We start from the raw sequence: 24371 nt of genomic DNA on the forward strand, positions 1-24371 counted from the left end.
TCATCGCCCTGATGTCCATCACGGCATCGACCGCGGCAAAGATATTCGCCAGAACCGGCACGTTCTGCGCAACCGTCTTCAAGCGCTCGACCGTTACCCAGCCCCCACTGATTCTCCGCAGCCATGCGTCCAACTCATGAATAGCCGAATTCACATCCTCCGGTGAAATGCGAATCAACGGGGAGACGAATACGTCGGTCGGTTTAGGCTGCAATACGGTCGCGTCGGCCATGGCGATTCTTTGATTTCTTTTAAGTGCGCCAGATTCTAATGAATGCAGACCGACAAATCTACCGCACCGGCAATCGGTTAAGAATCGCCGTAGATCCAAAGGGTAATTAATGCCGCAAACGGATGATTACCCTTCAGACCGGAAATAAATTCCCCCGCGGCAACGAACTGTCCCTGGCGGCCGAACACTGTAGGGACTCTGGCCGATTGTTGAATGACCGGCGGCGCCCGCACGCGGGTGTCAAGCGCCGACATCGATCACTGATTCGGTAACGCATAAGCGATGAGGTAGTCCCCGAGCTTCGTGCCGAACGAGCCGTGCCCGCCCGCGGCGATCACGACGTACTGGCGCCCGTTCACCGAATACGTCATCGGCGTGGCCTGGCCGCCCGCTGGCAGACGCGCGCGCCAGAGCTCTTTGCCGTTGTTGACGTCGTAACCACGAATGTAGTTGTCCGCCGTCGCGGCAATGAATGCGACGCCGCCCGCCGTCGCAATCGGACCGCCAAGCATCGGCATGCCCAGCTTGAACGGCAGCGGTATGGACGAGCTATCGCGCGCAGTGCCGATGCGCTTCTTCCAGACGATCTGGTTGGTCTTCAAATCTATCGCCGAGATGTAGCCCCACGCGGGCTGCTTGCAGGGCAGGCCGAACGGCGAAAGAAATGGGTTCAGCGTTACGCCGTAAGGCACGCCGTATTGGGGCTGCACACCGGCTTCAGTGCCGTTGCCCTTGGCGCCGGCCACGGGCTCCATCGGATTGCCGGGACCGCGTGGAATCAGCCGGGAGACAAACGGCAATGCAATCGGATTGGCGATCGCGATTTGACGATCGGTATCGACTGCAATGCCGCCCCACTCGAACATGCCGAGGTTGCCGGGGAATACGAGCGTGCCCTGCAACGAAGGCGGCGTGTAGATTCCGTCGTAGCGCAGCCGATGAAACATCACGCGGCAGACAAGTTGGTCGTACATCGTCGCGCCCCACATGTCGGCACCCGAGAGGTTCTTTGTCGGGCGATACGTCAGCGCAGAGAACGGCTGAGTGGGCGACAGGCGATCTCCTGGCGCCGGATCCTGCGGCACCGGACGCTCGGGCGCGGGCACGACAGGCATGCCGGTGCGGCGATCCAATACGTAGAGGTTGCCCGTCTTTGCAGGCGCATACACGACGGGAATCGTGTTGCCGTCCTTGCCGGTGATGTCGGCTACCGTCGGCTGCGAGGGTTGATCCATGTCCCATAGGTCATGGTGTGTGCTTTGGTAGAACCACGCAAGCTTGCCGGTCGAGGCATGTAGCGCTAACAAGCCGCTTGCATAGCGTTCTTGCAGCGGCGTGCGGTTGCCGCCCCAGATGTCCGGCGTAGAGACGCCCATCGGCAGATAGACCATGTCCAGCTTTGGATCGTAGGCGGCAGGCGCCCATGAGTTCGGCGAATTCCACGTGTAGTGCCGGCCCGGGCCGGGAAGCGCATTCGGATCTTGCGCGCCCGGGTCGAACGCCCAAAGCAGTTTGCCCGTGCGCACATCGAAGCCGCGAATCACGCCAGACGGCTCGCGCGTCGAGAAGTTGTCTTCCACCGATCCCGCGACAATGATGACCTTGCTCGTGACGACAGGCGGCGACGTCGGCTCGTACATGCCGGGCGTCGTAACGGGCTCATTCTGTTGGAGATCGAGATCGCCGTTGTCGGCGAAATCGGGGCACCGTTGGCCCGTTTCCGCATCGAGGGCGTAGAGATGGCCGTCGTTGACGGGCAGGAAGATGCGCCGCGTACAAAGGCCCGGTGCCCCAGTGGCCTGCTGAGCGCCAGATGCCGGCGTCGACGTGGACGCGGCCGCGGAAGCCGGGCTGTCCGATGCGGCAGGAACAGCGGACGCAGCGGACGCCGCCGATGCATCCGATGCTGTCGCCTGCGCCGCCGCAGTTGCGTTACTCTCCGGCGCGGAGGCAGGGGCGGGTGCTTCGGCGCTGTTCGTCGAGAGGTCGGCGTAGGAAACGCCGCGACAGGTAACGTGTTGGAACGACGGATCGGCCTTCAGCTTCGGATCGAACTTCCATTTGAGCTTGCCCGTCTGCGCGTCGAGCGCGAAGAGAATCTGGTGCGGCGAACAGGTATAGAGCAAATCGCCGATCTTCAGCGGCGTGACTTCGTTTGTGATCTCGACCGGATCGTTTGGCCCTTTCGTGTCGCCGGTGCGGAAAATCCACGCCACCTTCAGATTCTTGACATTGTCCGGCGTGATTTGCGCAATAGGCGAGTAGCGCGTGCCTTGCAAGGTGCGGCCGTACGCGGGCCAATCGGCCGCCTCGACGCCGCTCGCCGGAGCCGTGGCCGCCTGAGCGTTCGGCGTTCCACTTAGGGTTCCATTGACGGTCTGCGGGTCGTTGAATACCGCATAGCCGAGCACGCCCCCCCATATCACGAGCGCAAGCAGCAGCATACCGACAGCCACGCCCCGCGGCGGCACAAGCGAAGGACTCACGGCAAGCAGCAACCATATGCCGAAGATAACGAGCACATCAGAGCGCGGGACCAGCGCCCAGAAGTCCGGACCTGATTCCCAGAGCCCCCACGCGGCCGTGCCCACGAGTATGGCCGCATAAAGCAGGAACGCAGCAGGATGTCGTCGCCAGATGAGCCACGTCACGGCGAGCAGTGCAATACCGGTCGCCACGTAGTACGGCGAGCCGCCGACTGCCAGCAGCCAAGCCCCGCCGATCAATAGATAAAGCGCCGTGAGGCCGCAGAAAACAACGGACAGCGCATTGAGGATGCGTAAAGAACTGGATGGGGTCGACATACCGGGCTAAGCCTCTCCCTCGGTAACGATTTGGAAAGACGGGCCATCGTTCAGGCGCATCAAATACTTCCCGTCGGTCAAATTAAGAGCGCTCGCAAGAGTCATTCCCGAACTTCTTCTTTCGATTCGCTTTCTATTACGTCTCTGCCATGTCTACGACGAGACTGACTTTGCCCCCCTGTGACGACGACCACCTTGCGAATAGCGACTATTCACTGCGTCGCATGGCGTCAGGGCATTGCCTGCTCTATTCTCGCGCTTCGATCGCTTACCGCGCCCGTGTCTCGCGCCGCCGGGACGCACCAACCGCTTTCGTTCATGCAATCTGCTCACGACACCGGGTTCGCCATACCGCGAACGCTGCTGCGCTGCTTTGGACAAACTGTTTTACAGGGCAGCGCACGCACAGGCATCTGCGTATTATTCGCGCTTGCACTGTGCGATCTGCGGCTTGCCTGCGCTGCGATCATGGGTGCGATGGCGGCACATATTTGCGCAGTTATCCTGCATTACGATTCCGACATCATGCGAGACGGCGTGTATGGCTTCAATGGCGTCTTGTGCGCACTCGCCGCGGCTGCATCGATCGATGACGCATACACTGCGCTTGCTGTCGCCCTGCTGTCCGCAATCGCCGCTACCTCTCTGTGCAGGTCTGCATTGCGCTGGCTGGGCGATCGAAATCTGGCGATGTATTCGAGTCCCTGCCTGGTTGCGACCTGGGGTTGGATGTTGATCGAACAGATTGCGCAGTCCTGCGCGGCCGGCTCTCGCGCCGATTTAGGCCCCCTATACGAGCGAGCCGCTCAAATGCGCTTTTCCTTGGCGACATTCTCGAATGCCGCCTTCAACGCGCCCCTGCCAGGCCCGTTGGACGGCTTCCTCTCGGCAATGGCACAAACGGTTTTCGCATCGGGCTTGGTGCCGGGCCTCTTGATACTGGCCGGAATTGCAATGGCCTCGCGCCGCGCCGCACTGCGCGCGCTTGGCGGCGCTGCCATCGCGACAGCCGTTGCGCGGCTTTGTGGCGCCCCACATTCTTCGTCGGTGGCGGGCGTATCCGGTTTCAACGGAGCACTGGCCGCCCTCGCGCTTGCGGATCGAAACGCAGTAACCGGGGCTTCGGCTGCCGCTCTATCCGCGCTACTGCAACAAGTTTGCATTCATGCGGGGTGGCCCGCCATGAGCGCGCCGTTCGTCGTCGCCACCTGGTGCGTCCGCATGTCGATGCGCGTGCTCGCAAGGACACGGCTTTTCGTTCAGTAAGAAAACAAACGAAACGGCATGTCATTCACGCATGCACTGGCGCCCGAGCGTTTCCGGGTGCAGAAACTGGAATAGCGGGTTACGCGAGCTGCGGACGGGATGCGGCCATCGCCGTGCGGGCTGTGAACACATTGCCCGGTGCGATCGAAGCGCAGCCCGTGATAGGGACATTCGATCGCATCGCCGCGGATCTCAAGAAAGGCATCGCCGATCCCCATCGTTTCACGCTTGCGTCAGGTGTGGCGGCAAACGACGCGTGCAGCGCAACGGTCGCCTGGGATACGAAGTTCGAACGGTTATCTTGCGAACCGTTCCGTATAGCCGTCGAAGCGCGCACGCGCTACACTCGGACATCTCTCGCCGCGGAGGACATCATGGCCGACATCGATCCCCAGCGGACTTTCCGCGGGCTTCCGCTCACGCCGGAACAGGACGCTGAAGTCAGGCATTACATCAAAGTGTGCAAGCAGCACGGCAAGCCATGGGACACGCCCGAGCTCGACGCCATGCTGCGCGACATGCTCGAGCCGCCGAGCGAAGACGGCCAGGACGAAAACTTCGACGACGATTTCGGCGATGCGCGGATCGCCGCCGAGCGTGCCGAATTTTCGATCGAAGACGAGACCAATCCGATCGAAGCGTCCGAGGATTGGCAAGCGGCCCTCGAATCGGAAGCAATGAAGAGGTTCAATCATTGAGCCGATAACGATCGACGCCCCTGCGGCCACACGCGGCCGCGGGGCATTCGAGGTGCTTGCCGTCTTTCTCAAACTGGGGCTGACTTCGTTCGGCGGCCCTGTCGCGCACCTCGGCTACTTCCGCCGTGAATTCGTCGAGCGGCGTGGCTGGCTGGACGAAGCTGCCTACGGCGATCTCGTCGCCCTCTGCCAGTTTCTGCCCGGCCCTGCGAGCAGCCAGGTCGGATTTTCCGTGGGTCTGTTACGCGCCGGCTGGCTCGGCGGCCTTGCGGCGTGGTGCGGTTTCACGCTGCCTTCGGTGCTGTTGTTGCTCGTCTTCGCCACGTTCGCCCCCGATCTTGGCGGGATGGTCGGCCAGGGGCTCATCCATGGGCTCAAGCTGACGGCCGTCGCCGTCGTCGCGCAGGCCGTATGGGACATGGGGCGGCGCTTGTGTCCCGACCGGCGTCGCGCGGCAATCGCAATGGCTTCGATCGCGCTGCTCGCCGCGATGCAAACGGCCTATGCGCAACTGATTGTCATTGCTTGCGGCGCCGCCGCGGGGTTCGCTTTTTACGGCCGAGAAGGAGCGCTCCACCTGCGCCCGGTGTCTGCAGCACATGATCCGGGGATCGCGCCGGAGCGGCAGATTTCGCGCAAAGCCGGCGCGCTTGCCCTTGCGCTGTTCGTTCTGCTATTGATCGGCCTGCCCGCCGCCATTCGCCTCACAACGGGGCCGAGCGCCTCGACGGGCCAGGCCCTACAGGCTTTCGACGCGTTTTTCCGTTCGGGCGCGCTCGTGTTCGGTGGCGGCCATGTCGTGCTGCCGCTGCTGCAGCAGCAGCACGTGATCCAAAGCGCGGTCGGCACGAACGATCTGCTCGCCGGCTACGGCGCAGCCCAGGCGGTGCCGGGGCCGCTGTTCAGCTTCGCCGCCTATCTGGGTTGGATGATGTCGAGCGCGTGGGGACGGCTCGCAGGCGCGGCCCTCGCCACTATTGCCCTCTTTCTGCCCGGCCTGCTGCTGGTCGTGGCTGCGCTGCCGCACTGGCAGGCGCTGCGCTCGCGCCCATCCACCGCAGCCATCCTGGCGGGCATCAATGCAGCCGTCGTCGGCCTGCTCGCGACCGCACTCTATTCGCCGGTCTGGACCAGCGCCGTGCATCGGCCGCTCGATTTCGCCATCGCGGCGGCCGGCTTTCTGTTGCTGGTGAGGTGGAAAGCGCCGCCACTGCTCGTGGTGGCGCTGTGTGCGGCCGCAGGCATCGCAGCCGCTATCGGAGGGTAGTTACTTCGGTTGCGCAACCGTACGCAGATACGGTTTGAGCGTCTTGAAGCCCTGCGGATACTTCTTCTTCGCTTCTTCATCCGATACCGACGTCGGGATGATGACGTCGTCGCCCGGGCGCCAGTTGACCGGCGTCGCAACGGCATGCTGCGCATTGAGCTGAAGCGCATCGAGCAAACGTAGAACTTCGTCGAAATTCCGGCCGGCGCTCATCGGATAGACGAGCATCGCCTTGATCTTCTTGTCCGGGCCCACGATGAAGACCGAGCGGACCGTGGCGTTGTCGTTCGCCGTGCGCGTGCCGCCGCTCGCGTTCGGATGAATCATGTCGTAAAGCTTCGAGACCGTCAGATCGGAGTCGCCGATCAGCGGGTAGTTAACCGCGTGTCCTTGCGTCTCTGCGATGTCGCCCACCCAATTCTTATGATCGCTGACGGGATCGATGCTCAAGCCGATGATTTTGGTCTTGCGCTTGTCGAACTCGGGCTTCAGGCGGGCCATATAGCCGAGTTCGGTCGTGCAAACGGGCGTGAAATCCTTCGGATGCGAAAACAGGATCGCCCAGTTGTCGCCGATCCACTCATGAAACCTGATCGTGCCTTCGGTGGTTTCCGCGGTGAAATCGGGAGCGACATCGCCGATGCGGATGGTCATATCGAACCTCCTTGTCTAGGTACGTTGGCAAGCATGGAAATCCGCGCGCTGCATTCGATGCAATCTCGCGCGGCATGAGATGCGGATGAGGCTCCGAATTATAGACCTCGATGAGGGACATTATCGTATCGGCGCACCGAACCGGACGAGCCTCGCGCCGAACAAGTGCGGCCTGGGTAACACGCTGCACTGCTGCGGTGCGGCATGATTCGCATCCCACGCCTCGTCGCGGTGCAGATTTTCGCTCTGTGCCCCGCGGGATAAGCCTCGAGCGTACATGGCACAGCCTTTGCATAGACCCACCCGTACCCGGCAACGGTGTCGGGATGCATGCAATGCAATGCGAATGTGAAGCGACGGCAGCACGCGCTGCGCCAGCCTTCCTCGCGCACGCTTCAAGGACAACGGCGTCCCTCTCGTGCTTCGACACGAGCGGACGCCGTTTTCGTTGATGCATGCCTTTTGATGGTTTCTTTCCTCGTCGAGCAATGACGCTGCGACTTCAACGGTTCAAGGAGTAAGCAACGATGAATGCGCCCCGACTCGTCGTCATCGGCAACGGCATGGCCGGCATCCGGACGATCGAAGAGCTGCTCGCGCTCGCACCGAATCACTACGAGATCACCGTGTTCGGCGCGGAGCCGCATCCGAACTACAACCGGATTCTGCTCTCACCCGTGCTGGCCGGCGAGCAGTCGTTCAAGGACATCATCCTGAATCCGCTCGAATGGTATGAGCAGAACGGGATCCGGCTGCATACGGGCAAGACGATCTCGCGCATCGATCGCAAGCGCCGCGTCGTGGTGGCCGAAGACGGGACCGAAGCCCCTTATGACCGCCTGCTGATCGCGACGGGATCGCAGCCGTTCATCCTGCCGGTGCCGGGCGCCACGCTCAAAGGCGTGATCACCTACCGCGACATCGGCGACACGCAGGCGATGATCGACGCGGCTTCGGTCAAGCGTCGCGCCGTCGTGATCGGCGGCGGCCTGCTCGGCCTGGAAGCGGCCAACGGCCTGAAATTGCGTGGCATGGACGTCACTGTCGTGCATTTGTCTTCGACGCTGCTCGAACGCCAGCTCGACTCGAACGCGGGCCGCCTGCTGCAGCGCTCGCTCGAAGCGCGCGGCCTGCAGTTTCTTCTGTCGAAGGCAACGACGGAAATCGTCGGCAACGATGCCGGCGAAGTGGCCGGCGTGCGTTTCAAGGACGGCGACGAAATCGAGGCCGATCTCGTCGTCATGGCCGCAGGCATTCGCCCCAATACGACGCTGGCCGAATCGGCGGGCCTGCATTGCGACCGCGGCATCGTCGTCAACGACACGCTGCAAACGTACGACCCGCGTATTTATGCCGTCGGCGAATGCGTGAGCCATCGCGGCGTCGCGTATGGTCTCGTTGCTCCGCTGTTCGAACAGGCAAAAGTCTGCGCGAATCATCTTGCGCTGATGGGCATCGGTACGTATAAGGGCTCGGTGCTTTCGACAAAGCTCAAGGTGACGGGCATCGACCTGTTTTCGGCCGGCGACTTCATCGGCAACGACAGTACCGAGCAGATCGTGCTGTCGGACCCTGCCGGCGGCGTCTACAAGAAGCTCGTGATCGAGGACGATCGTTTGGTCGGCGCGTGCCTGTACGGCGATACGGCCGACGGCGCCTGGTATTTCAAGCTGCTGCGCGAGGGCCGCAAGCTCGGCGAGTTGCGCGATCGCCTCATGTTCGGCGAATCGAGCATCGGCGACGCCGGCGTGCAAGGTCATAATCGCGCCGCCGCGCTGGCGGATTCCGATGAAGTGTGCGGCTGCAATGGCGTCTGCAAAGGCACGATCGTCAAAGCCATCACCGAAAAGGGGCTCTTCACGCTCGATGAAGTGAAGAAGCACACGAAGGCGGCCAGTTCGTGCGGTTCATGCTCGGGCCTCGTCGAGCAGATCCTGATGAGCACGGTCGGCACGAGCTTCCAAGACACGCCGAAGACCAAGGCGATCTGCGGCTGTACCGATCGCACGCATGACGAAGTGCGCAAAGCCGTGCGCGAGCACAAGCTGCTCACGCACCGGGCCGTGTACGACTTTCTCGAATGGCGCACGCCGAACGGTTGCGCGACCTGCCGCCCGGCCATCAACTATTACCTCGTGTCGACCTGGCCGCACGAAGCGCTCGACGATCCGCAAAGCCGTTTCGTCAACGAACGCGTGCATGCCAACATTCAAAAGGACAATACGTTTTCCGTCGTGCCGCAGATGAAAGGCGGCGTCACGACCCCCGACGAATTGCGTCGGATCGCCGATGTCGCGGACAAATACAACATCCCGATGGTCAAGGTCACGGGCGGACAGCGCATCGACTTGCTCGGGGTGAAGAAGGAAGACCTCGTCAACGTGTGGCAAGACCTCGGGATGAAATCCGGGCACGCCTACGGCAAATCGATTCGTACCGTAAAGACCTGTGTCGGTAGCGAATTCTGCCGCTTCGGTACGCAAAACAGCACGCAAATGGGCATCGACCTCGAGACGATGCTCGCGAACATGTGGTCGCCGCACAAGGTCAAGCTGGCCGTTTCCGGTTGCCCGCGCAATTGCGCGGAAGCGGGCATCAAGGACGTCGGCGTGATCGCCGTCGATAGCGGCTGGGAGCTTTACGTCGGCGGCAACGGCGGGATCAAGACCGAGGTCGCGCAATTCCTCGCCAAGGTCAAGACGGCGGAGGAAGTGAAGGAATACACGGCCGCCTTCCTGCAGCTCTATCGCGAGGAAGCCCATTACCTCGATCGCACCGTGCACTACATCGCACGCGTCGGGCTCGATTACGTCAAGCGCAAGATCGTCGAGGACGCCGCCAATCGTCGTGCGCTCTACGAGCGGCTGCTGTATTCGCTCGAAGGCTTGCCCGATCCGTGGCAGGCGCGCGTCGATGGGCAGCATCAGCGCGAATACATTCCGATCAAAGTCATCGCTTGAGGTTACCGATCACATGGATATGCCGACTTCCTCCATCTGGACGCATGTTTGCAGCGTCTCCGACATTCCTCGCCTGGGCAGCCGCGTCGTCAAGCGCGACGACGGCGATGTCGCACTGTTCAGGACTGCTAACGATGAAGTGTTCGCGCTGCACGATCGCTGCCCGCACAAAGGCGGCGCGCTTTCGCAAGGCATCGTTCACGGCAATACGGTCACGTGCCCGCTGCATAGCTGGAATATCTCGCTCGAAACGGGCGATGCCTGCGCGCCCGACGAAGGCTGCACGCTGCGTTTCGCGGTGAAAGTCGACGGCGAAGCCGTATTCGTCCGCTTTGCATGAGCGAGGATGCCGCCGCGATGAAAGCCGACCATCAGGGAGGTTTCGCCAAAACCGTCACGCGTTCGACCTGTTGCTACTGCGGCGTCGGCTGCGGCGTGCTGATCGAATCGCAGGACGGCCGAATCACAGGGATCGAGGGAGATCCCGAGCATCCGGCGAACTTCGGCAGGCTTTGCACGAAGGGCCGCTCGCTGCCGCTCACGGCGGCGAGCGAGACCGGACGCGCGCTGCGTCCCGAGTTGCGGCTCACGCGCGAAGCCAGGCGCGAGCCGACCGACTGGTCCCTCGCACTCGATCACGTCGCGGCGCGTTTTGCCGATGTGATCGAGCGCGACGGACCGGACGCCGTCGCATTCTATATTTCCGGGCAGCTTCTGACGGAAGACTATTACGTCTTCAACAAGCTCGCGAAGGGGTTGATTCGTACGAACAACATCGACACCAATTCGCGGCTTTGCATGTCGAGCGCGGTGACGGCCTATAAGAAGGCGCTCGGCGCGGACGGACCGCCGACCTGTTATGAAGATCTGGAGCTGGCGCGAACCGTCCTGTTCGCGGGCAGCAATATGCCCTACGCACATCCGGTGCTGTTCCGGCGGCTCGAGGAAGCGAAGGCCAATGACGCGTCGATCAAATGGATCGTCGTCGATCCACGCCGCACCGATGTGGCCGCATTGGCCGACCTCCATCTCGCGATCACCCCCGGCACCGATGTCGCGCTGTTCAACGGCATGTTGCATCACATGATCTGGGAAGGTCTGGTCGAGCGCGACTTCGTCGCCGCGCATACGGCCGGGTTCGACGAACTGAAAGCGCTCGTGCGCGGCTATACGCCGAACATGGCCGCGCAGATCTGCGGCGTAGCCGAGACCGATCTGTTGCGCGCGGCCGAATGGTTCGCCGCAAGCCCTGCCGCGCTGTCGCTCTACTGCATGGGTTTGAATCAATCGAGCCGCGGCACCGACAAGAACCTCGCGTTGATCAATCTGCATCTGGCGACGGGCCAGATCGGCAAGCCCGGCGCGGGGCCGTTTTCGTTGACGGGTCAGCCCAATGCCATGGGGGGCCGTGAAGTGGGCGGCATGGCGACGATGCTCGCGGCACATCGCGACATCGGCAATGCCGAACATCGCGCGCAAGTCGAGGCGTTGTGGGGCGTGAGCGGATTGTCGGCGCGGCCGGGGTTGCCGGCCGTCGATATGTTCGACGCACTCGCTGAAGGGAAAATCAAGGCCGTTTGGATCGCCTGCACGAACCCGGTCCATTCGATGCCCGATATCGAGCGCGTGCGAAAAGCGTTGCGCAAAGCCGAGTTCGTCGTTGTGCAGGAGTCGTTTTTACAGACGGATACCGTGCCCTATGCCGACGTCTTGCTGCCCGCTTCGAGTTGGGGCGAAAAGGCCGGCACGGTCACGAACTCCGAGCGAAGGATTTCGCGCGTGCGCGCCGCCGTCGAGCCCCCGGGCGACGCGCGGCCCGATTGGTGGATCGCCAATGAAATCGCCCGCCGGCTCGAAGCGCGTCTCGCCGGGCCGCAGGCGCATGACTGCACTTCCAAGCTGTTTGGTTTCGCTTCGCCCAAGGACGTTTTCGACGAACATCGCACGCTCACGATCGGGCGGGATCTAGACATCGAAGGCCTTTCTTACGATCGCCTCGAAACCGACGGCCCGCAGCAATGGCCGTTTCCGGCCGATGCCGCGTCAGGGGCGGCGCGACGTTACACCGACGGCGTGTTCGCAACCGAGGATGGCCGCGCGCGCTTTCACACGACCGCATACCAGGGCGTGGCCGAACCTGCCGACGCACGTTATCCCTTCCGCCTGCTGACGGGGCGTCTGCGCGACCAGTGGCATGGCATGAGCCGCACGGCGCGTGCAAGTGCCTCGTTCAACCATGCGCCCGAAGCGGCGTTATCGATGCGCCCCGAGGACGCCGTGCGGCGAGGTTTCAAGGACGGCGATCTCGTCACGGTGACGAGCCGCCGCGGCAAACTCGTGCTGCCCGTCGAAACGACCGACGACCTGCCGTCGGGCACGGTGTTCGCCGCCATGCACTGGAGCGGCCAATTCCTTGCGAGCGGCGGCATCAACGAGGCGACGATCGGCGCGGTCGATCCCGACTCGAAGCAACCGGAACTCAAGCATGCCGCGGTGCGCGTGGAGGCTGCCAAGCTGCCGTGGCGGCTCGTCGCTGCGAAACGCGGCGACGTGCTTGCTCTGCGTGAGGCCGTCCAGCCGCTCCTGGCCGCGCGCCGCTATGCATCGATTCGAGTCGAAGCCGACGATCTCGTCGTCGTCTCGGCGGCCGATGTCGAGGCCGATGCACAATGGACCGAACGCCTGCACGATGCGCTAGGATTGGCGCGTGGCGACGAGTTGCTCGAATACCGCGACGCGCGTCGTGGTCGCGCGCAGCGCGTCGCCTGGAATGGAGAGCTGGTCGACGGCTTCTTGCTGACCGGCGATACGAGTCCCGCTGCGGCGTTGATCGAGCAGATTCGTACCGCTGCCCCTTGGCAAGGCCCGCGTCACGCGATCGTTCTGCTCGGCGGCGATACGCCGGTGCGCAGTCTCGCACCGCGCGTGCGTGTCCTGTGCAACTGCAAGCAGGTCACGCAGCCGCAGATCGAACAGGCGATCGCGACGGGCGCCGGCCTCGATGAGCTCAAAGCGACGCTCGGCTGCGGCACGGTCTGCGGCTCATGCGTCCCCGAGATCAAGCGATTGCTGAACACGACGGCGCCCGCATAACGCGCGTCCAACGCCCTGCCCTGATGCTGCGTATTTTGCTCGTTACCGATACCGACAAGCCCATCGGCGAACTGCGCGAGGCGCTCGCGCGTCTCGGCTACGACATGCTGCCAGAGACGGCTGCGCCGCACGCCTTGCCGAAAATCGTCGAACGCGAACGGCCCGATGTCGTCATCATCGACACCGAATCGCCGTCGCGAGACACGCTCGAGCAGCTTGCGGTGATGAACGAGGCGGCGCCCCGCCCTGTGCTGATGTTCAGTCACGACACGAACCAGCAGTTGATCCGTTCGGCCGTCGATGCCGGCGTCACCGCGTATATGACCGAGGGCCTTGCGGCCGACAAGCTCGCGCCCATCCTGGAAGTTGCGCTCGCACGGTTCGCACACGAAGAAAAATTGCGGCAGCGCCTCGCGAAGGCCGAGAGCGAACTCGAGGATCGCAAGACAATCGATCGCGCGAAACGGCTGTTGATGGAGCGCGGCAAACTTTCCGAGAACGACGCATACGCCACCCTGCGCAAGCGCGCGATGGATGCCGGCGTTCGACTCGCCGACATTGCGCGCCGCGTGCTCGAAGCGGCCGACTCTTCGAGGTAGCACCATGACGCACATCGCATCGAACGGCCCGGAAGCGTTGGAGAAAGCCCATCTGCGCATCGGCTTCGTCGCACTGTCCGACGCTGCGCCGCTGATCGCGGCCAAGGTGCTCGAATTCGGGCATCGCCACGGGCTCACGCTCGAACTATGCCGCCAGCCCTCGTGGGCGGCCGTGCGTGACAAGCTGATCTCCGGAGAAATCGACTGCGCGCATGCGCTGTATGGCCTCGTATACGGCGTCGAGCTTGGCATCGGCGGGCCGCGCGACGAGATGGCGGTGCTCATGGTGCTCAATCGCAACGGACAAGCCATCACGCTGTCCTCGCGGCTGGCAGGTGCGCTCGATGCCGAGGGCGATTTGAAGGCTGCGCTCGCGACGCTAGGGCGTCCGCCTGTTTTCGCGCAGACGTTTCCGACGGGCACCCATGCGCTGTGGCTTTACTACTGGCTGGCGATGCACGGTGTGAATCCGCGCGAGCAGATCGAGAGCGTCGTCATACCGCCGCCGCGCATGGTCGACGCGCTGGAGGCCGGCACCCTTGACGGATTTTGCGCCGGCGAGCCCTGGCACGCAGTGGCCGAAGCGCGCGGCGCGGGACAAACCGTCATTGCCACGAGCGAAATCTGGCCCGATCATCCCGAGAAGGTCCTGGCTTGCCGGCGCGCGTTCGTCGAACGCTATCCCGCCACGGCGCGCGCCCTCGTGCGCACGATGCTTGAAGCGTGCCGATGGGTCGATGCCCCCGGGCACCGCGATGAAATATCCCATTGGCTGGCCAAACCCGACGCGCTCGATGTGCCACGCGACTTGATCGCGCCTCGCCTCGTCGGTCGCGAAGGGGGCAAGCGCTTCAAAGACGCGCCGCTGCCCGTGGCCTTTTTCGGCGGCGGGGCCGTCAACTATCCGCGCGTATCCGAAGGGCGCTGGTTCCTTGCGCAATATCGGCGCTGGGGATTGCTGCGCGAAGCCGAGGTGCCGGCTTCCCACGACGAGGCCATCGCCGCGCGCATCAATCAAACGGCGCTTTATTGCGAAGCGGCGGCCATGGTCGACCCATCGTGGCCCCTACCTGACGAAGCGGCACACGTCGATACGTTCTGCGACGACGCCATCCGGCGCTGACATCTTCGCGTCGGCACACCGGCACCACCTGTTGCTTCCATCGTTGTTATGCCCAGGATTTGCGGCGTCGCCGCAACGGTCCGGGACTCGCGATGGCGCAGATATATCACATTGACATATAATCTCGCGCTTCCGCAGCGCAGCATGCGACCTTTCGCCGCGCTTTCGTCATGTGATCCGAAGAAAACCATCGTGCCTAGCCAAGCCGTCCTGCGCTGGTTCGCCAGCTTTGCTCCGCATCCTGTCTCCGTTTCGTGGCGCGAGCGTCTGCGCTCGTGTTTCGGTGCGTTGCTGGGCATTGCCGCAACGGGCGCATCGATGCATTGGCTGCTCGGCCCGCAAGCGCAGATTCCATTCTTGATCGCCCCCATGGGCGCATCGGCCGTGTTGCTGTTCGGCGTGCCGGCCAGCCCGCTGGCGCAGCCGTGGTCGTTCATCGGCGGCAACCTCGTGGCCGCGACCGTCGGCGTGCTCAGTGCAATGTGGATCGGCGACCCGATTCTGGCCGCCGCGTTGGCGCTTGCCGCCGCAACGTGCGTGATGTTCGCGTTGCGCTGCATCCACCCGCCTTCGGGCGCCGTTGCATTGACTGCCGTGCTCGGCGGCCCGGCCATTCATGCCCTGGGCTTGCGGTTCGTGCTCGAACCCGTCGCATTGCAATCGTTGGTGCTGCTGGCGTCGGCCATCGTCTATCACACCGTGACGGGCCATCGGTATCCGCACGTCGCCCGCCCCGCGGCGCATACCGCGCCGGGCGCGGCCGGCGTGACTCGCGCCGATCTCGAGGCGATCGTCCGCGAGCGCGGCGAGTTGATCGACGTCGCCGCCGACGATCTCGAATCCCTCGTGCACGAAGCGCAGCTGGTCGCCTATGCGCGCAGCTTCAGCGAACTCAAATGCGCCGACATCATGACGCGCGATGCCGTCTCCGTCTCGAGTGAAACCACGGCCGCCGCGGCTTGGCGACTGCTCGAACGCAACCGGATCAAGGCGCTGCCCGTCATCGACGAAACGCGCCGCGTCGTGGGTATCGTCACGCGTACCGATTTCGTCGGGCGCACGGCCTTCGGCTTGCGCGGCCCGCGCAGTCGAGGCATTTCGCTCTGGCGCGACGCATCGGCAAGCCGCCGCGTCGACGATCTGATGACGCCGAACGTGCGCACGGTCGATGCCGATCTATCGGTGGCCCAATTGATTCCCGTGTTCGCGCATTACGGGCACCATCACATTCCCGTCGTGGACGAACGCCGACGATTGATCGGCATGATCACCCAGGCGGATTTGATCGGCGGCCTGCATCGGCAAACGCAAACGCGGCAATTGCGCAGCGCCTGAAATGGGAACCCGGTTCGATCGAACGGATGACGTGAATCATGCCGAAATATATCACAACGTGATATATTTCACGTTCGACCCTACTCCATTCGTGACCACGATGAAAACGTCCGCCGCACGCGCACTTGCCAAGACCGATTTCGAGCAGTTGTCGGAGTTCCGCTATCAAATGCGGCGTTTCGAGCGCTTTTCGGAGCGCGCGGCTCAGGCCGAAGGTATCACGCCGCTGCAGTACTTGTTGTTGTTGCATGTGAAGGGCTATCCGGGCCGCGAATGGGCGACGATCGGCGAGTTGGCCGAGCGCTTGCAGGCGCAACACCACGGTGTCGTGGCCCTCGTCTCGCGTTGCGAAGCGCTCGATCTCGTCAAGCGCAAAGTGAGCGAGACCGATCGCCGGCAAGTGGAAGTCCACCTGCAAAAAGCGGGTGAAACAGTACTGGCGAAACTGGCGGCCCTGCATCGAGCCGAATTGAACTCGCTGCAAGGGGCATTCAGTGTGCCGCAAGTCGATTTATGAGTGTATGAACAGGCAGATCCTATGAGCATCGACCCAAACAAGAGAGACTTTTCCGCGAACGCGCGGTTACCCGGCATTTGCGCGCTGGCAGCCGTTATCGGCATGCTCGGCACGATCGCGGCCATCGTGCTGCTCAAACTGATCTACCTGTTCACGAACGTGTTCTTCTTCGGCACGTTCTCGTTTGCGAACCATTCGCCTGCCGATAACCGGCTCGGCGCCTGGGTTGTGCTCATTCCGGCCCTGGGCGGTCTCATCGTCGGCCTGATCGCGCGCTTCGGCTCCGACAAGATTCGCGGGCACGGCATCCCCGAAGCGATCGAGGCCATTTTGTTCGGCAAGAGCCGTATGTCGCCGAAGGTCGCCGTGCTCAAGCCGCTCTCATCGGGCATCGTGATCGGCAGCGGCGGCCCGTTCGGCGCCGAAGGCCCGATCATCATGACGGGCGGCGCGCTCGGCTCGCTGCTCGCGCAATGCGTGAAGGTCACGGCGGCAGAGCGCAAGACGCTGCTCGTCGCCGGCGCCGCCGCGGGCATGACGGCCGTCTTCGGCACGCCGGTGGCAGCTGTGCTGCTTGCCGTCGAGTTGCTGTTGTTCGAATGGCGGCCGCGCAGTTTCCTGCCCGTTGCGCTCGCCTGTGCCGTTGCCGGTTTCCTGCGGGCCGCATGGTTCGGCATCGGGCCGCTGTTTCCGCTCGAAACTGCACCGCCCTCGGCCATCTCGCTGATTTCCTGCTTGATTCTCGGCGTCGCCAGCGGTGCGCTCGCATCGGGCCTGTCGGTCGCCCTTTATGCGACTGAAGATCTGTTCGCCAAGCTGCCGCTGCATTGGATGTGGTGGCCCGCGATCGGTGGGCTCGCGGTCGGCGTCGGCGGTTTCATCGAGCCGCGCGTGCTCGGCGTAGGCTATGACGTCATTGGCGATTTATTGCATCATCAGCTCGCCGTCCATGTGGCCGTCGCGATTCTCGTCGTGAAGGCGATCATCTGGGTCATCGCGCTGGGCTCGGGCACCTCGGGCGGCGTGCTCGCCCCATTGCTGATGCTCGGTGCCGGCTTGGGCATCGTGCTTGGCCCCGTGCTGCCGGGGCACGATGCCGCGCTGTGGCCGCTCGTGGCCATGGCGGCCACGCTCGGGGCCACGCTCGGCGCGCCGTTGACGGCGATCGTGTTCGCTTTCGGCCTCACGCACGACAGCAATGCGCTGCTTCCGCTGTTGACGGCGACGCTCGTTGCCCACGGGTTCACGACTGTCGTCATGAAGCGCTCGATCATGACCGAAAAGATCGCGCGGCGCGGGTATCACATCTATCGCGAGTACGGCGTCGATCCGCTCGAGCGGCATCATGTCGACGAAGTCATGACGCGCGACGTGAAAACGATCGACGCGGCCCTCGGCGTGCGTGAAGCGCTCGCATCGTTCTTCGGCGCCGGCCAAAGCCATCGTGCGTACCCGGTCGTGCGCGGCGATCGCCTCGTCGGTGTGGCCGATCGTCAAACGCTCGTGGCACTGACCGACGCGGAAAACGGCGTCGGCCGCGATATGACGCTCGGCGATGCGCTCGCCGCCAGCGCGCCCGTGGTCGCATTGCCGGGCGAAACGTGTCGCCTCATTGCCGCCCGTCTCGCTGTACAAGGGCTCGAACGCGTACCGGTCGTGCAAGACCGCGAATCGATGCGGCTGATCGGTATCGTCTCGCGCAGCGACCTCGTCAATCCGTCGCGCCTGCATTTCGAGGAAGAACAGAAAAGGGAGCGCTTCCGCCGCGTCTCATGGCGGCCCGCCAAGCGACGCAGTCCGGTGTGAGGCCAGGCCTTCGCCCGAGGGCGACACAAGTCGATCGTCCCTTCCCTCTCGCATGACTTTCGCCCGATTGTTCGCGCCCTTCACACGGGCGCAAAGTGCAGCCGATACCGGCATTGGCCGGTCCCTTCGGTTCCCGCTACAGGACGATCGTCATGCACCTGCCCTGGTCACCCCAACGCTCGCGCACGCAAGCGCGCTCCATCGCAGCGGCTGATACGGCACGGCCGCGATCATACGAAGACGCCGGTTCGCTCGATGCTCAACTGCTGAGTGAATGCGAGGCAATGGCGCGCTTCGCGCTGCGGCACGCCATGCCCGTTGCACCCGAGATGATCGCCGAACTGGCGCGGTTGAGCGCGCGGGCTCGCAACGAAACCTCGAACGACTTCGCCGACGAGCCCGACGCTCGCCGCACCTTGGCCGTCATGCACGGCAAGCTGTCGATTGCCATCGCCCCAGCCACGCCGCAGGCCGTGATGCTGCTCGACGCTCACTACCATAACCCTCATCCATTGGCCTGGCTTGGCCCTGTGCCATTGATCCGATTGCTGAGCGTGGCGGCCATCGTCTTTCTCGTCGCCGTGATCGCCGCCGGTCTTTCGCCCGACGTTTCCGCCAAAAACATCGAGCAAGGATTTCTCGATGCAAGCGGCGCAAGCCTGCTCTGGAACACGTTGTTCCTGATTTTCTGCGCGGGGCTCGGCGCATCCTTTGCCGCATTGTTTCAGGCGCACCGCTATATCGCGGACGCGACCTATGACCCGCGCTACGACGCCTCATACGGCGCGCGCTTGATACTCGGCGTCATCGCCGGGCTGATTCTCGTCGAAATGCTGCCGCGCGATCTCTTCGCGAACGGCGGGATGCGCAGCTTCGGCAAACCCGCGCTCGCGATGTTGGGCGGTTTTTCGGCGACCGCCGTGCATCGGTTGCTGCAACGCCTCGTCGATACGCTCGACGCCCTCGTCAAGGGCGATCCCGCGAGCGGCATTCAAGCGGCGCGCGACGCCGAACGGGCTCAAACGGCGCAGACGCGCACGCAAATGCAAAGCGAGCTCGCCGCAAGCCTCGTCGAGCTTCAGCAATCACTCGATGAAACGGGCTCGACAGAAGACGTCCGGCGACGACTCGCCGCGCTGACGCGCACGATGCTCGGCTCGGAATCGCTTCGCGCCGCCCCTGACGCATCGCCTCGCCCTGGCATCGCGCCGCCGCCTGCCGACGCGCCATCGCAGTGAAACGTGCTTCGGCGCTGGCGTCATTCGGCGCCGGCCAACGCCGGGCGAGCCTGCATCGACGGCCTCGACGCTTCGGCGGACACGCGTCGCGCGAGCCAAAGCGCCGCCTCCGTCCGGTTGCTGACGCCGATTTGACGAAAGAGCGCGTACAGGTGGTTCTTGATGGTCCCCTCGGCCACGTTCAGCGCTCTACAGATTTGCTTGTTCGACTTGCCTTCGGCGAGCAAGCGCAGCACCTCCAATTGTCGTGGCGTCAAACGATCGAGCCGCCGCTCCCCGTGGATCGATGACGCACGCGACGACGGCTCGCCGTCGTCCCGATAGCGCGACGGAACATAGATTGCCCCCGATGCCACTTGTTTGAGCGCCTGCGCAAATTCATCGGCCGTCGCGTGACGCTCGACGACCCCGGCCGCTCCCGCCAACAGCGCATCGGCAATGGCGTGCCGCCCCCCGTTGCGCACGACGAAAAGCCATGGCACAGTGCCGAATACTTCCGGCAACAACTTCGGCCACCCGACGCGAGCCGCGTCGTCATCCCATTCGAGCGTGATGGCATCGATACCATCCGCAAGTGATTTTTCGCGGACCCGATAAACGTCCTCGGGATTTTCGGCGGACCATACTTTGCAATCCTTATCAAGCTTTAGGAGAGCATCGGTCACGCCGGCTACGAATAGGGGCAGACTGTCGATCATCAGGACGTTCATTTACGCGCTTCCCTCGGTAGCGAGATGTTCTATTAGCGACGTCTAACACATCTCATTCGGTTGCTTTTTTACCGCCGTTTTCTTCGGGGCGCACTAGCACCGAAGATCCATGACCGACGTACTAATCCGAAAGGCCCCGTACCGCGCGGCCCAGCGCGGCGCATTGGTCCTGTGTCTCCGGCCATGACAAGCGGCCTCTTTGTTCATTGACTCGAACCCCGTAATTTGAACGCGACAGCGTAACCACGCTGCATCATTTCGGACACGGAGGTTTTCTTATGGAAGCGAATTTTATCGGGTCGGTGATCAACGCATTGCCGATGGATCAAATGATCGCAGGTCCGCTGAAGGCGATGATTACCGCGCAGACGCAGGCTGCTAAAAGCTACGCCGATTTTCTGATGCAGGTCTGCATTCAGGACGGCAAAGCGGTTGCCGTACAGTTCGATTACGACGAATCGCTCGTCGACGAGAACGGCGTATCGAAAGGCGTCGTGCAAAAAACGATGCGTATTCCGCTGCTGGCCGCAATCGTCCACCCCATCATCGCGATCGAAGAAGGCACGATCGACTTCGAGCTCGAAATCACGCAATCCGAAAAGTCGTCGTCCTCGACCGAAGCCGGCGGCGAATTCCAGGCGAAACTGGGCTGGGGCCCCGTCAGCGTGAGCATCTCGGGCCGAGTGTCACACAAAGCCGAGCAGACGCGCAGCACCGATACGCGCGCCAAGTATTCGATCCATACGCAGGTGCGCCGCCAGCCGCCGCCCGAGGCGCTCATGCGCGTCATCGATTTTTTGACCGATGCCGCCACCAAGCCCGTCGTGACCGAAGACAAAGCGAAGAACGTGAAGGCGCTGCCGCCTACGCCGACCGACGGCTCACTGGTCGGTCAGAAGAGCGATGCCGCAACGCCGGGGGCGGCGCCCGCCGCAAACGCGCAGCCTCAAGCCGCGGCGACGACGCCCTGATGCGCGCGACGCATCCCGATCGAGGCCGACATGTTCAACCTCTTTAAGCGACGGCGCAACACCGCCCCGCGCGACCAGGCAGCCGCGGCGGAGCCCCCGCCGGCAAGCCCGAGCGCTGATGACGAGGGTTGGCAGCGATGGGACGGCGATGCGCCGTCGATGCCCGGTGCCGATGCACGCACCGAGGGCGCCGCGTCCCAACCGCCCGGCGGCGTGCCACCGGTGCCGCCCGATCCTCCGGCGAGGCCACCGCAAAATCCGCCACCGGGCCCACCCCCGCGGGGCTTGGCGCTCGACGAGATCGCGCGCGGTATGCAGCACGCTGCGGCGTCGGCCAATCAGTTGCTCGCTCAGCAATATACGCGGGTGCTCGACACCTTCTTCGATTCTGACGACGAAGGCGTTTTGACGGCCCGCACGGTCAACCTCGCGCTCGATGCCGAACATACGATGCCTGTGCCGCTCGTCGCGCTAGCGACACCGCGGGGGCTGGCGCTCGAAAAGATGGTCGTTCATCTGACGGTGCGCGGCGACTTCGCGGAAGCGATGCCCGTCGATGGGGGCGATCATCGCGCCCGCTTCCACGTCACCCTCGCGCCGCCGTCGAAACGCAGTGTCGATGGTTCAGCACGCGATCGCGCTACCGAGCACATCGACATCGAGATGCATTTCACGGCCCTCGCCCCGCCCGACGCGATCATGCGCGTGATCGACGAATACACGCACCGTCTGGTCCCGCGGCCGACGCGTCCTGCGCGGTCCACCCCCACCGATGAGGAGAATCCCCATGCTTGAACGCCCGGAGCACACTGGCCAGGACGGCATCGAGTTGATCAAACGCTTCGAGGGCCTGCGCCTGAGCCGCTACCTCGATGCGGTCGGCAAGCCGACGATCGGCTACGGCCATCTGATCCTCCCCCACGAAAAATTCGATGCGCCTCTGACGGCGGCCGCTGCCGAGAGTCTTCTGAAGAAGGACTTGCGCAGTCATGAGCTCGCGCTACGCAAGCTCGTAAGAATTGCGATCACGCAGCAGCAGTTCGATGCGTTGATGGGCTTCGTCTTCAATCTCGGCCCAGGGCGGCTGCAATCGTCGACTTTGCTGCGCTGCCTGAACGCGGGCCAATTTCAAAAGGCCGCGAATCAATTTCTCGTTTGGAACAAGGCAGGCGGCAAGCCATTGGCCGGCCTGACCAAGCGGCGTCAGGCTGAACGCCAGTTGTTTCTCTCCTGACAAGACCCATCAGAAAGGACTTTTAACCATGCATGCACGCCACTCACGCGCCTTACAGACGTCGTTGCGCAGGCTGCGCGCAGGCGGCCTCGCGAGCGCACTTTTCATGGCGCTGCTCGGCGCGGCACGCGCCGATTCGCCGCCGACATGCCGTTCCGAAGTCGACCACATCGCCGAGACACTGCGCACCCAGCGGCAACCCGAACTCTGTCCACGATGCGCCGATCGTCTCGTTGCGACGCTCGAGAGCCTGTACCGCGAACGCAAACTGCCAACGTCGCTGTTCCTGTCGGCCGACGCAGCGCAATGGGACGACCCGCAAACGCGCCCGGTCATGTTCTCGGGCAAAAGTCGAGCGGGTATTGCCGACGGCGACCGCTTGGCCGCCGAGATCGACAGCGGTTACGGGCCACGCGGCGTACTACGCCTCATCTACACGCGAGCGAACGAGCCGGTCGCGCTTGCAACGCCCGACCGAAAGACGTTTATCCCGGTCACGTATTGCATTGCATCGCCGAAATAGCACGATCAGGGACCGAGGCAGAACGTCATAGAACGCGAGCCACATAGCCACATCCGGGCCATTCGCCCTATTTGATACCGACGACCGACCTCGTACGCTGTTCATACAGAAGCACAACGCCCATACAGGATAGATAGGAGTACTAAATGAATAGAACCACGGAGAAGAACCGTGTATCGCTGTCCTATCCGCTCACGAGCACGGCCCGGCTCGATGCCGTGCGCAAAGCCGGGTTGGAAAGCGTGCGGCGCGCCTCGACTGCGCAGACGATGCGCCGCGTCGCGTGGGCTGCCGCGATCGGCTTCGCGCTCGTCACGCTCGTGTCAAAAGCGGCGCTCGCGCAAGAGGACGCCGCGCCGCGCCTGCAAGGCTATGGCGCGGACCTTTCGCGCACATCGGTCTCGGGGTTGTCGTCGGGTGCATTCATGGCTTCGCAATTCGACGTTGCGTATTCTGGCGAGTTGATCGGCGCCGGCATCGTTGCGGGCGGCGAGTTCTACTGTGCGGGCGCCGCGGGCGTCAAGCCACTGGCGACCGCGGCCGTGACCTCGTGCATGCGCCCGTTCGGCCCTGCCCCGAAAGCGGAAATCGCGCTGAAGGATGCGCATCAATTCGCCGCCGACGGCCTGATCGACGACACGGCCAACCTGAAGCGCCAACGCGTGTATCTGTTCAGCGGAGCAAAGGACTCCGTCGTCTTCACGAAAGTCGTCGATCAGGCTGCCCGCTTCTTCGAACTCGCCGGCGTGCCGAAGACGAACATCGACTACGAAAAGCTCCCGAACGCCGGACACGCGTTACTGACCAATCATGCCGACGACATCGCCTGCGATTCGAACGCGGGCCCGTACATCAACAATTGCGGCATCGAGCAATCGCAACAGATTCTGCAATGGATCTACGGCGGACCGGGTATCGAACTCAAATCGCCAGCGGCGAAGCCCACGGGCGACCTGATCCTGTTCGACCAGAACGAATTCGACCCGAAACATCGCGCATCGCTGGCAGATAGCGGCTACGTCTATGTGCCGCAAAGCTGCCACGAATCGGGCTGCGCCGTCCACGTCGTGTTCCACGGGTGTCTGCAAAACGTCGGCAAAGTCGGGCTGCGCTTCGTGCGCGACACGGGCTACAACGAGTTCGCCGATACCAATCGCATCATCGTGCTCTATCCGCAAATCGCCTCGGCCAATCGGGGCTCGCCAAGCAATCCGCTCGAATGCTGGGACTTCTGGGGCTACACGAGCGACGACGCGAGCAAGCCTGACTTCTACACGCGCAAAGCACCGCAGATGGCAGCCGTCATGAAGATGATCGAACGCCTGCACGCTACGCCCACCC

21 protein-coding genes and 1 pseudogene are annotated in these 24371 nt (G+C 63.3%); 17 read left to right on the top strand and 5 right to left on the bottom strand.

The window, feature by feature from the left end; all coding sequences use genetic code 11:
* Both C0Z19_RS26900 and C0Z19_RS26905 read right to left on the bottom strand, forming a co-directional pair.
* Nucleotides 1-232 (bottom strand): annotated as a pseudogene (locus C0Z19_RS26900) (Rhs family protein); the annotation flags it as partial.
* 257 nt (nt 233-489) lie between these two features.
* A complete protein-coding gene (locus C0Z19_RS26905; protein ID WP_102612885.1) occupies nt 490-3036 on the bottom strand; it encodes a glucose/quinate/shikimate family membrane-bound PQQ-dependent dehydrogenase in 2547 nt (848 codons plus the stop codon).
* Between the two features lie 318 nt (nt 3037-3354).
* On the opposite strand from C0Z19_RS26905, the gene C0Z19_RS26910 reads away from it, so the two are divergent.
* Nucleotides 3355-4302 (top strand): urea transporter, encoded by a 948-nt coding sequence (locus tag C0Z19_RS26910; protein WP_146012161.1) that lies wholly within the window; start codon nt 3355-3357, stop codon nt 4300-4302.
* On the opposite strand, the gene C0Z19_RS29045 is transcribed toward C0Z19_RS26910, so the two are convergent.
* Entirely contained in the window at nt 4296-4520 is a 225-nt protein-coding gene (locus tag C0Z19_RS29045; RefSeq protein WP_102612887.1) for a Rieske 2Fe-2S domain-containing protein, read from the bottom strand. The two genes, C0Z19_RS26910 and C0Z19_RS29045, sit on opposite strands and share 7 nt — an antisense overlap.
* Nucleotides 4521-4676: 156 nt before the next feature.
* Here C0Z19_RS29045 and C0Z19_RS26920 point away from each other — a divergent pair, with 156 nt between their 5' ends.
* Together C0Z19_RS26920 and chrA are read left to right on the top strand one after the other, a co-directional pair.
* Nucleotides 4677-5000, top strand: coding sequence for a hypothetical protein (locus tag C0Z19_RS26920; RefSeq protein WP_102612898.1), 324 nt, complete (start codon nt 4677-4679; stop codon nt 4998-5000).
* Nucleotides 5001-5004: 4 nt separating this feature from the next.
* Nucleotides 5005-6267: a chromate efflux transporter gene (chrA, locus tag C0Z19_RS26925; protein WP_102612888.1), complete on the top strand. Its 1263-nt coding sequence runs from the start codon at nt 5005-5007 to the stop codon at nt 6265-6267.
* On the opposite strand, the gene C0Z19_RS26930 is transcribed toward chrA, so the two are convergent.
* Nucleotides 6268-6921, bottom strand: coding sequence for a peroxiredoxin (locus C0Z19_RS26930; RefSeq protein WP_102612889.1), 654 nt, complete (start codon nt 6919-6921; stop codon nt 6268-6270).
* A 527-nt stretch (nt 6922-7448) separates the two neighbouring features.
* Here C0Z19_RS26930 and nirB point away from each other — a divergent pair.
* The 9 genes from nirB (at nt 7449) to C0Z19_RS26975 (ending at nt 19592) form a co-directional block, all read left to right on the top strand.
* On the top strand, nt 7449-9881 hold the full coding sequence (nirB, locus tag C0Z19_RS26935) for a nitrite reductase large subunit NirB (protein WP_102612890.1): 2433 nt from the start codon (nt 7449-7451) through the stop codon (nt 9879-9881).
* Between the two features lie 19 nt (nt 9882-9900).
* The gene (gene nirD, locus C0Z19_RS26940; protein ID WP_102612899.1) at nt 9901-10221 is read left to right on the top strand and encodes a nitrite reductase small subunit NirD; all 321 of its coding nucleotides are present in this window, start codon (nt 9901-9903) and stop codon (nt 10219-10221) included.
* 17 nt (nt 10222-10238) lie between these two features.
* Entirely contained in the window at nt 10239-12974 is a 2736-nt protein-coding gene (locus C0Z19_RS26945) for a nitrate reductase (protein WP_233196303.1), read from the top strand.
* A gap of 23 nt (nt 12975-12997) precedes the next feature.
* On the top strand, nt 12998-13573 hold the full coding sequence (locus tag C0Z19_RS26950) for an ANTAR domain-containing response regulator (RefSeq protein ID WP_102612892.1): 576 nt from the start codon (nt 12998-13000) through the stop codon (nt 13571-13573).
* Nucleotides 13574-13577: 4 nt separating this feature from the next.
* Nucleotides 13578-14696 carry a CmpA/NrtA family ABC transporter substrate-binding protein gene (locus C0Z19_RS26955; protein WP_102612893.1) on the top strand — a complete coding sequence of 373 codons (1119 nt, stop codon included), beginning with the start codon at nt 13578-13580 and terminating at the stop codon, nt 14694-14696.
* A gap of 144 nt (nt 14697-14840) precedes the next feature.
* Nucleotides 14841-16031, top strand: coding sequence for an HPP family protein (locus tag C0Z19_RS26960; protein ID WP_102612900.1), 1191 nt, complete (start codon nt 14841-14843; stop codon nt 16029-16031).
* A gap of 100 nt (nt 16032-16131) precedes the next feature.
* Nucleotides 16132-16548 carry a MarR family winged helix-turn-helix transcriptional regulator gene (locus tag C0Z19_RS26965; RefSeq protein ID WP_102612901.1) on the top strand — a complete coding sequence of 139 codons (417 nt, stop codon included), beginning with the start codon at nt 16132-16134 and terminating at the stop codon, nt 16546-16548.
* 21 nt (nt 16549-16569) lie between these two features.
* Complete coding sequence (locus C0Z19_RS26970; RefSeq protein WP_102612894.1) at nt 16570-18354, top strand: chloride channel protein; 1785 nt, start codon at nt 16570-16572, stop codon at nt 18352-18354.
* 152 nt (nt 18355-18506) lie between these two features.
* The gene (locus tag C0Z19_RS26975) at nt 18507-19592 is read left to right on the top strand and encodes a hypothetical protein (RefSeq protein WP_233196305.1); all 1086 of its coding nucleotides are present in this window, start codon (nt 18507-18509) and stop codon (nt 19590-19592) included.
* Between the two features lie 20 nt (nt 19593-19612).
* On the opposite strand, the gene C0Z19_RS26980 is transcribed toward C0Z19_RS26975, so the two are convergent.
* Entirely contained in the window at nt 19613-20302 is a 690-nt protein-coding gene (locus C0Z19_RS26980) for a response regulator transcription factor (RefSeq protein ID WP_102612895.1), read from the bottom strand.
* 278 nt (nt 20303-20580) lie between these two features.
* On the opposite strand from C0Z19_RS26980, the gene C0Z19_RS26985 reads away from it, so the two are divergent.
* The 5 genes from C0Z19_RS26985 to C0Z19_RS27005 form a co-directional block, all read left to right on the top strand.
* The gene (locus tag C0Z19_RS26985) at nt 20581-21273 is read left to right on the top strand and encodes a DUF2589 domain-containing protein (protein WP_233196306.1); all 693 of its coding nucleotides are present in this window, start codon (nt 20581-20583) and stop codon (nt 21271-21273) included.
* 30 nt (nt 21274-21303) lie between these two features.
* Entirely contained in the window at nt 21304-22068 is a 765-nt protein-coding gene (locus C0Z19_RS26990; RefSeq protein ID WP_233196307.1) for a DUF2589 domain-containing protein, read from the top strand.
* The gene (locus C0Z19_RS26995; RefSeq protein ID WP_102612896.1) at nt 22061-22507 is read left to right on the top strand and encodes a lysozyme; all 447 of its coding nucleotides are present in this window, start codon (nt 22061-22063) and stop codon (nt 22505-22507) included. The genes C0Z19_RS26990 and C0Z19_RS26995 overlap by 8 nt, the downstream gene beginning before the upstream one ends.
* 28 nt (nt 22508-22535) lie before the next feature.
* Nucleotides 22536-23030 carry a hypothetical protein gene (locus tag C0Z19_RS27000; RefSeq protein WP_102612897.1) on the top strand — a complete coding sequence of 165 codons (495 nt, stop codon included), beginning with the start codon at nt 22536-22538 and terminating at the stop codon, nt 23028-23030.
* Between the two features lie 146 nt (nt 23031-23176).
* A partial coding sequence (locus C0Z19_RS27005; protein ID WP_199180802.1) for an extracellular catalytic domain type 2 short-chain-length polyhydroxyalkanoate depolymerase occupies nt 23177-24371 on the top strand: 1195 nt, incomplete at its 3' end.

The organism is Trinickia soli, assembly GCF_002879855.1.
In the GTDB taxonomy this organism is placed as follows: domain Bacteria; phylum Pseudomonadota; class Gammaproteobacteria; order Burkholderiales; family Burkholderiaceae; genus Trinickia; species Trinickia soli.

Bases quoted from the DNA above. Each gene is read 5' to 3' on its own strand.
- C0Z19_RS26905 (WP_102612885.1), bottom strand. From the start codon at position 3,036: ATGTCGACCCCATCCAGTTCTTTACGCATCCTCAATGCGCTGTCCGTT.
- C0Z19_RS26910 (WP_146012161.1), top strand. From the start codon at position 3,355: ATGCAATCTGCTCACGACACCGGGTTCGCCATACCGCGAACGCTGCTG.
- C0Z19_RS29045 (WP_102612887.1), bottom strand. From the start codon at position 4,520: ATGGGGATCGGCGATGCCTTTCTTGAGATCCGCGGCGATGCGATCGAA.
- C0Z19_RS26920 (WP_102612898.1), top strand. From the start codon at position 4,677: ATGGCCGACATCGATCCCCAGCGGACTTTCCGCGGGCTTCCGCTCACG.
- C0Z19_RS26930 (WP_102612889.1), bottom strand. From the start codon at position 6,921: ATGACCATCCGCATCGGCGATGTCGCTCCCGATTTCACCGCGGAAACC.
- nirB (WP_102612890.1), top strand. From the start codon at position 7,449: ATGAATGCGCCCCGACTCGTCGTCATCGGCAACGGCATGGCCGGCATC.
- nirD (WP_102612899.1), top strand. From the start codon at position 9,901: ATGCCGACTTCCTCCATCTGGACGCATGTTTGCAGCGTCTCCGACATT.
- C0Z19_RS26945 (WP_233196303.1), top strand. From the start codon at position 10,239: ATGAAAGCCGACCATCAGGGAGGTTTCGCCAAAACCGTCACGCGTTCG.
- C0Z19_RS26950 (WP_102612892.1), top strand. From the start codon at position 12,998: ATGCTGCGTATTTTGCTCGTTACCGATACCGACAAGCCCATCGGCGAA.
- C0Z19_RS26955 (WP_102612893.1), top strand. From the start codon at position 13,578: ATGACGCACATCGCATCGAACGGCCCGGAAGCGTTGGAGAAAGCCCAT.
- C0Z19_RS26960 (WP_102612900.1), top strand. From the start codon at position 14,841: ATGCGACCTTTCGCCGCGCTTTCGTCATGTGATCCGAAGAAAACCATC.
- C0Z19_RS26965 (WP_102612901.1), top strand. From the start codon at position 16,132: ATGAAAACGTCCGCCGCACGCGCACTTGCCAAGACCGATTTCGAGCAG.
- C0Z19_RS26970 (WP_102612894.1), top strand. From the start codon at position 16,570: ATGAGCATCGACCCAAACAAGAGAGACTTTTCCGCGAACGCGCGGTTA.
- C0Z19_RS26975 (WP_233196305.1), top strand. From the start codon at position 18,507: ATGCACCTGCCCTGGTCACCCCAACGCTCGCGCACGCAAGCGCGCTCC.
- C0Z19_RS26980 (WP_102612895.1), bottom strand. From the start codon at position 20,302: ATGAACGTCCTGATGATCGACAGTCTGCCCCTATTCGTAGCCGGCGTG.
- C0Z19_RS26985 (WP_233196306.1), top strand. From the start codon at position 20,581: ATGGAAGCGAATTTTATCGGGTCGGTGATCAACGCATTGCCGATGGAT.
- C0Z19_RS26990 (WP_233196307.1), top strand. From the start codon at position 21,304: ATGTTCAACCTCTTTAAGCGACGGCGCAACACCGCCCCGCGCGACCAG.
- C0Z19_RS26995 (WP_102612896.1), top strand. From the start codon at position 22,061: ATGCTTGAACGCCCGGAGCACACTGGCCAGGACGGCATCGAGTTGATC.
- C0Z19_RS27000 (WP_102612897.1), top strand. From the start codon at position 22,536: ATGCATGCACGCCACTCACGCGCCTTACAGACGTCGTTGCGCAGGCTG.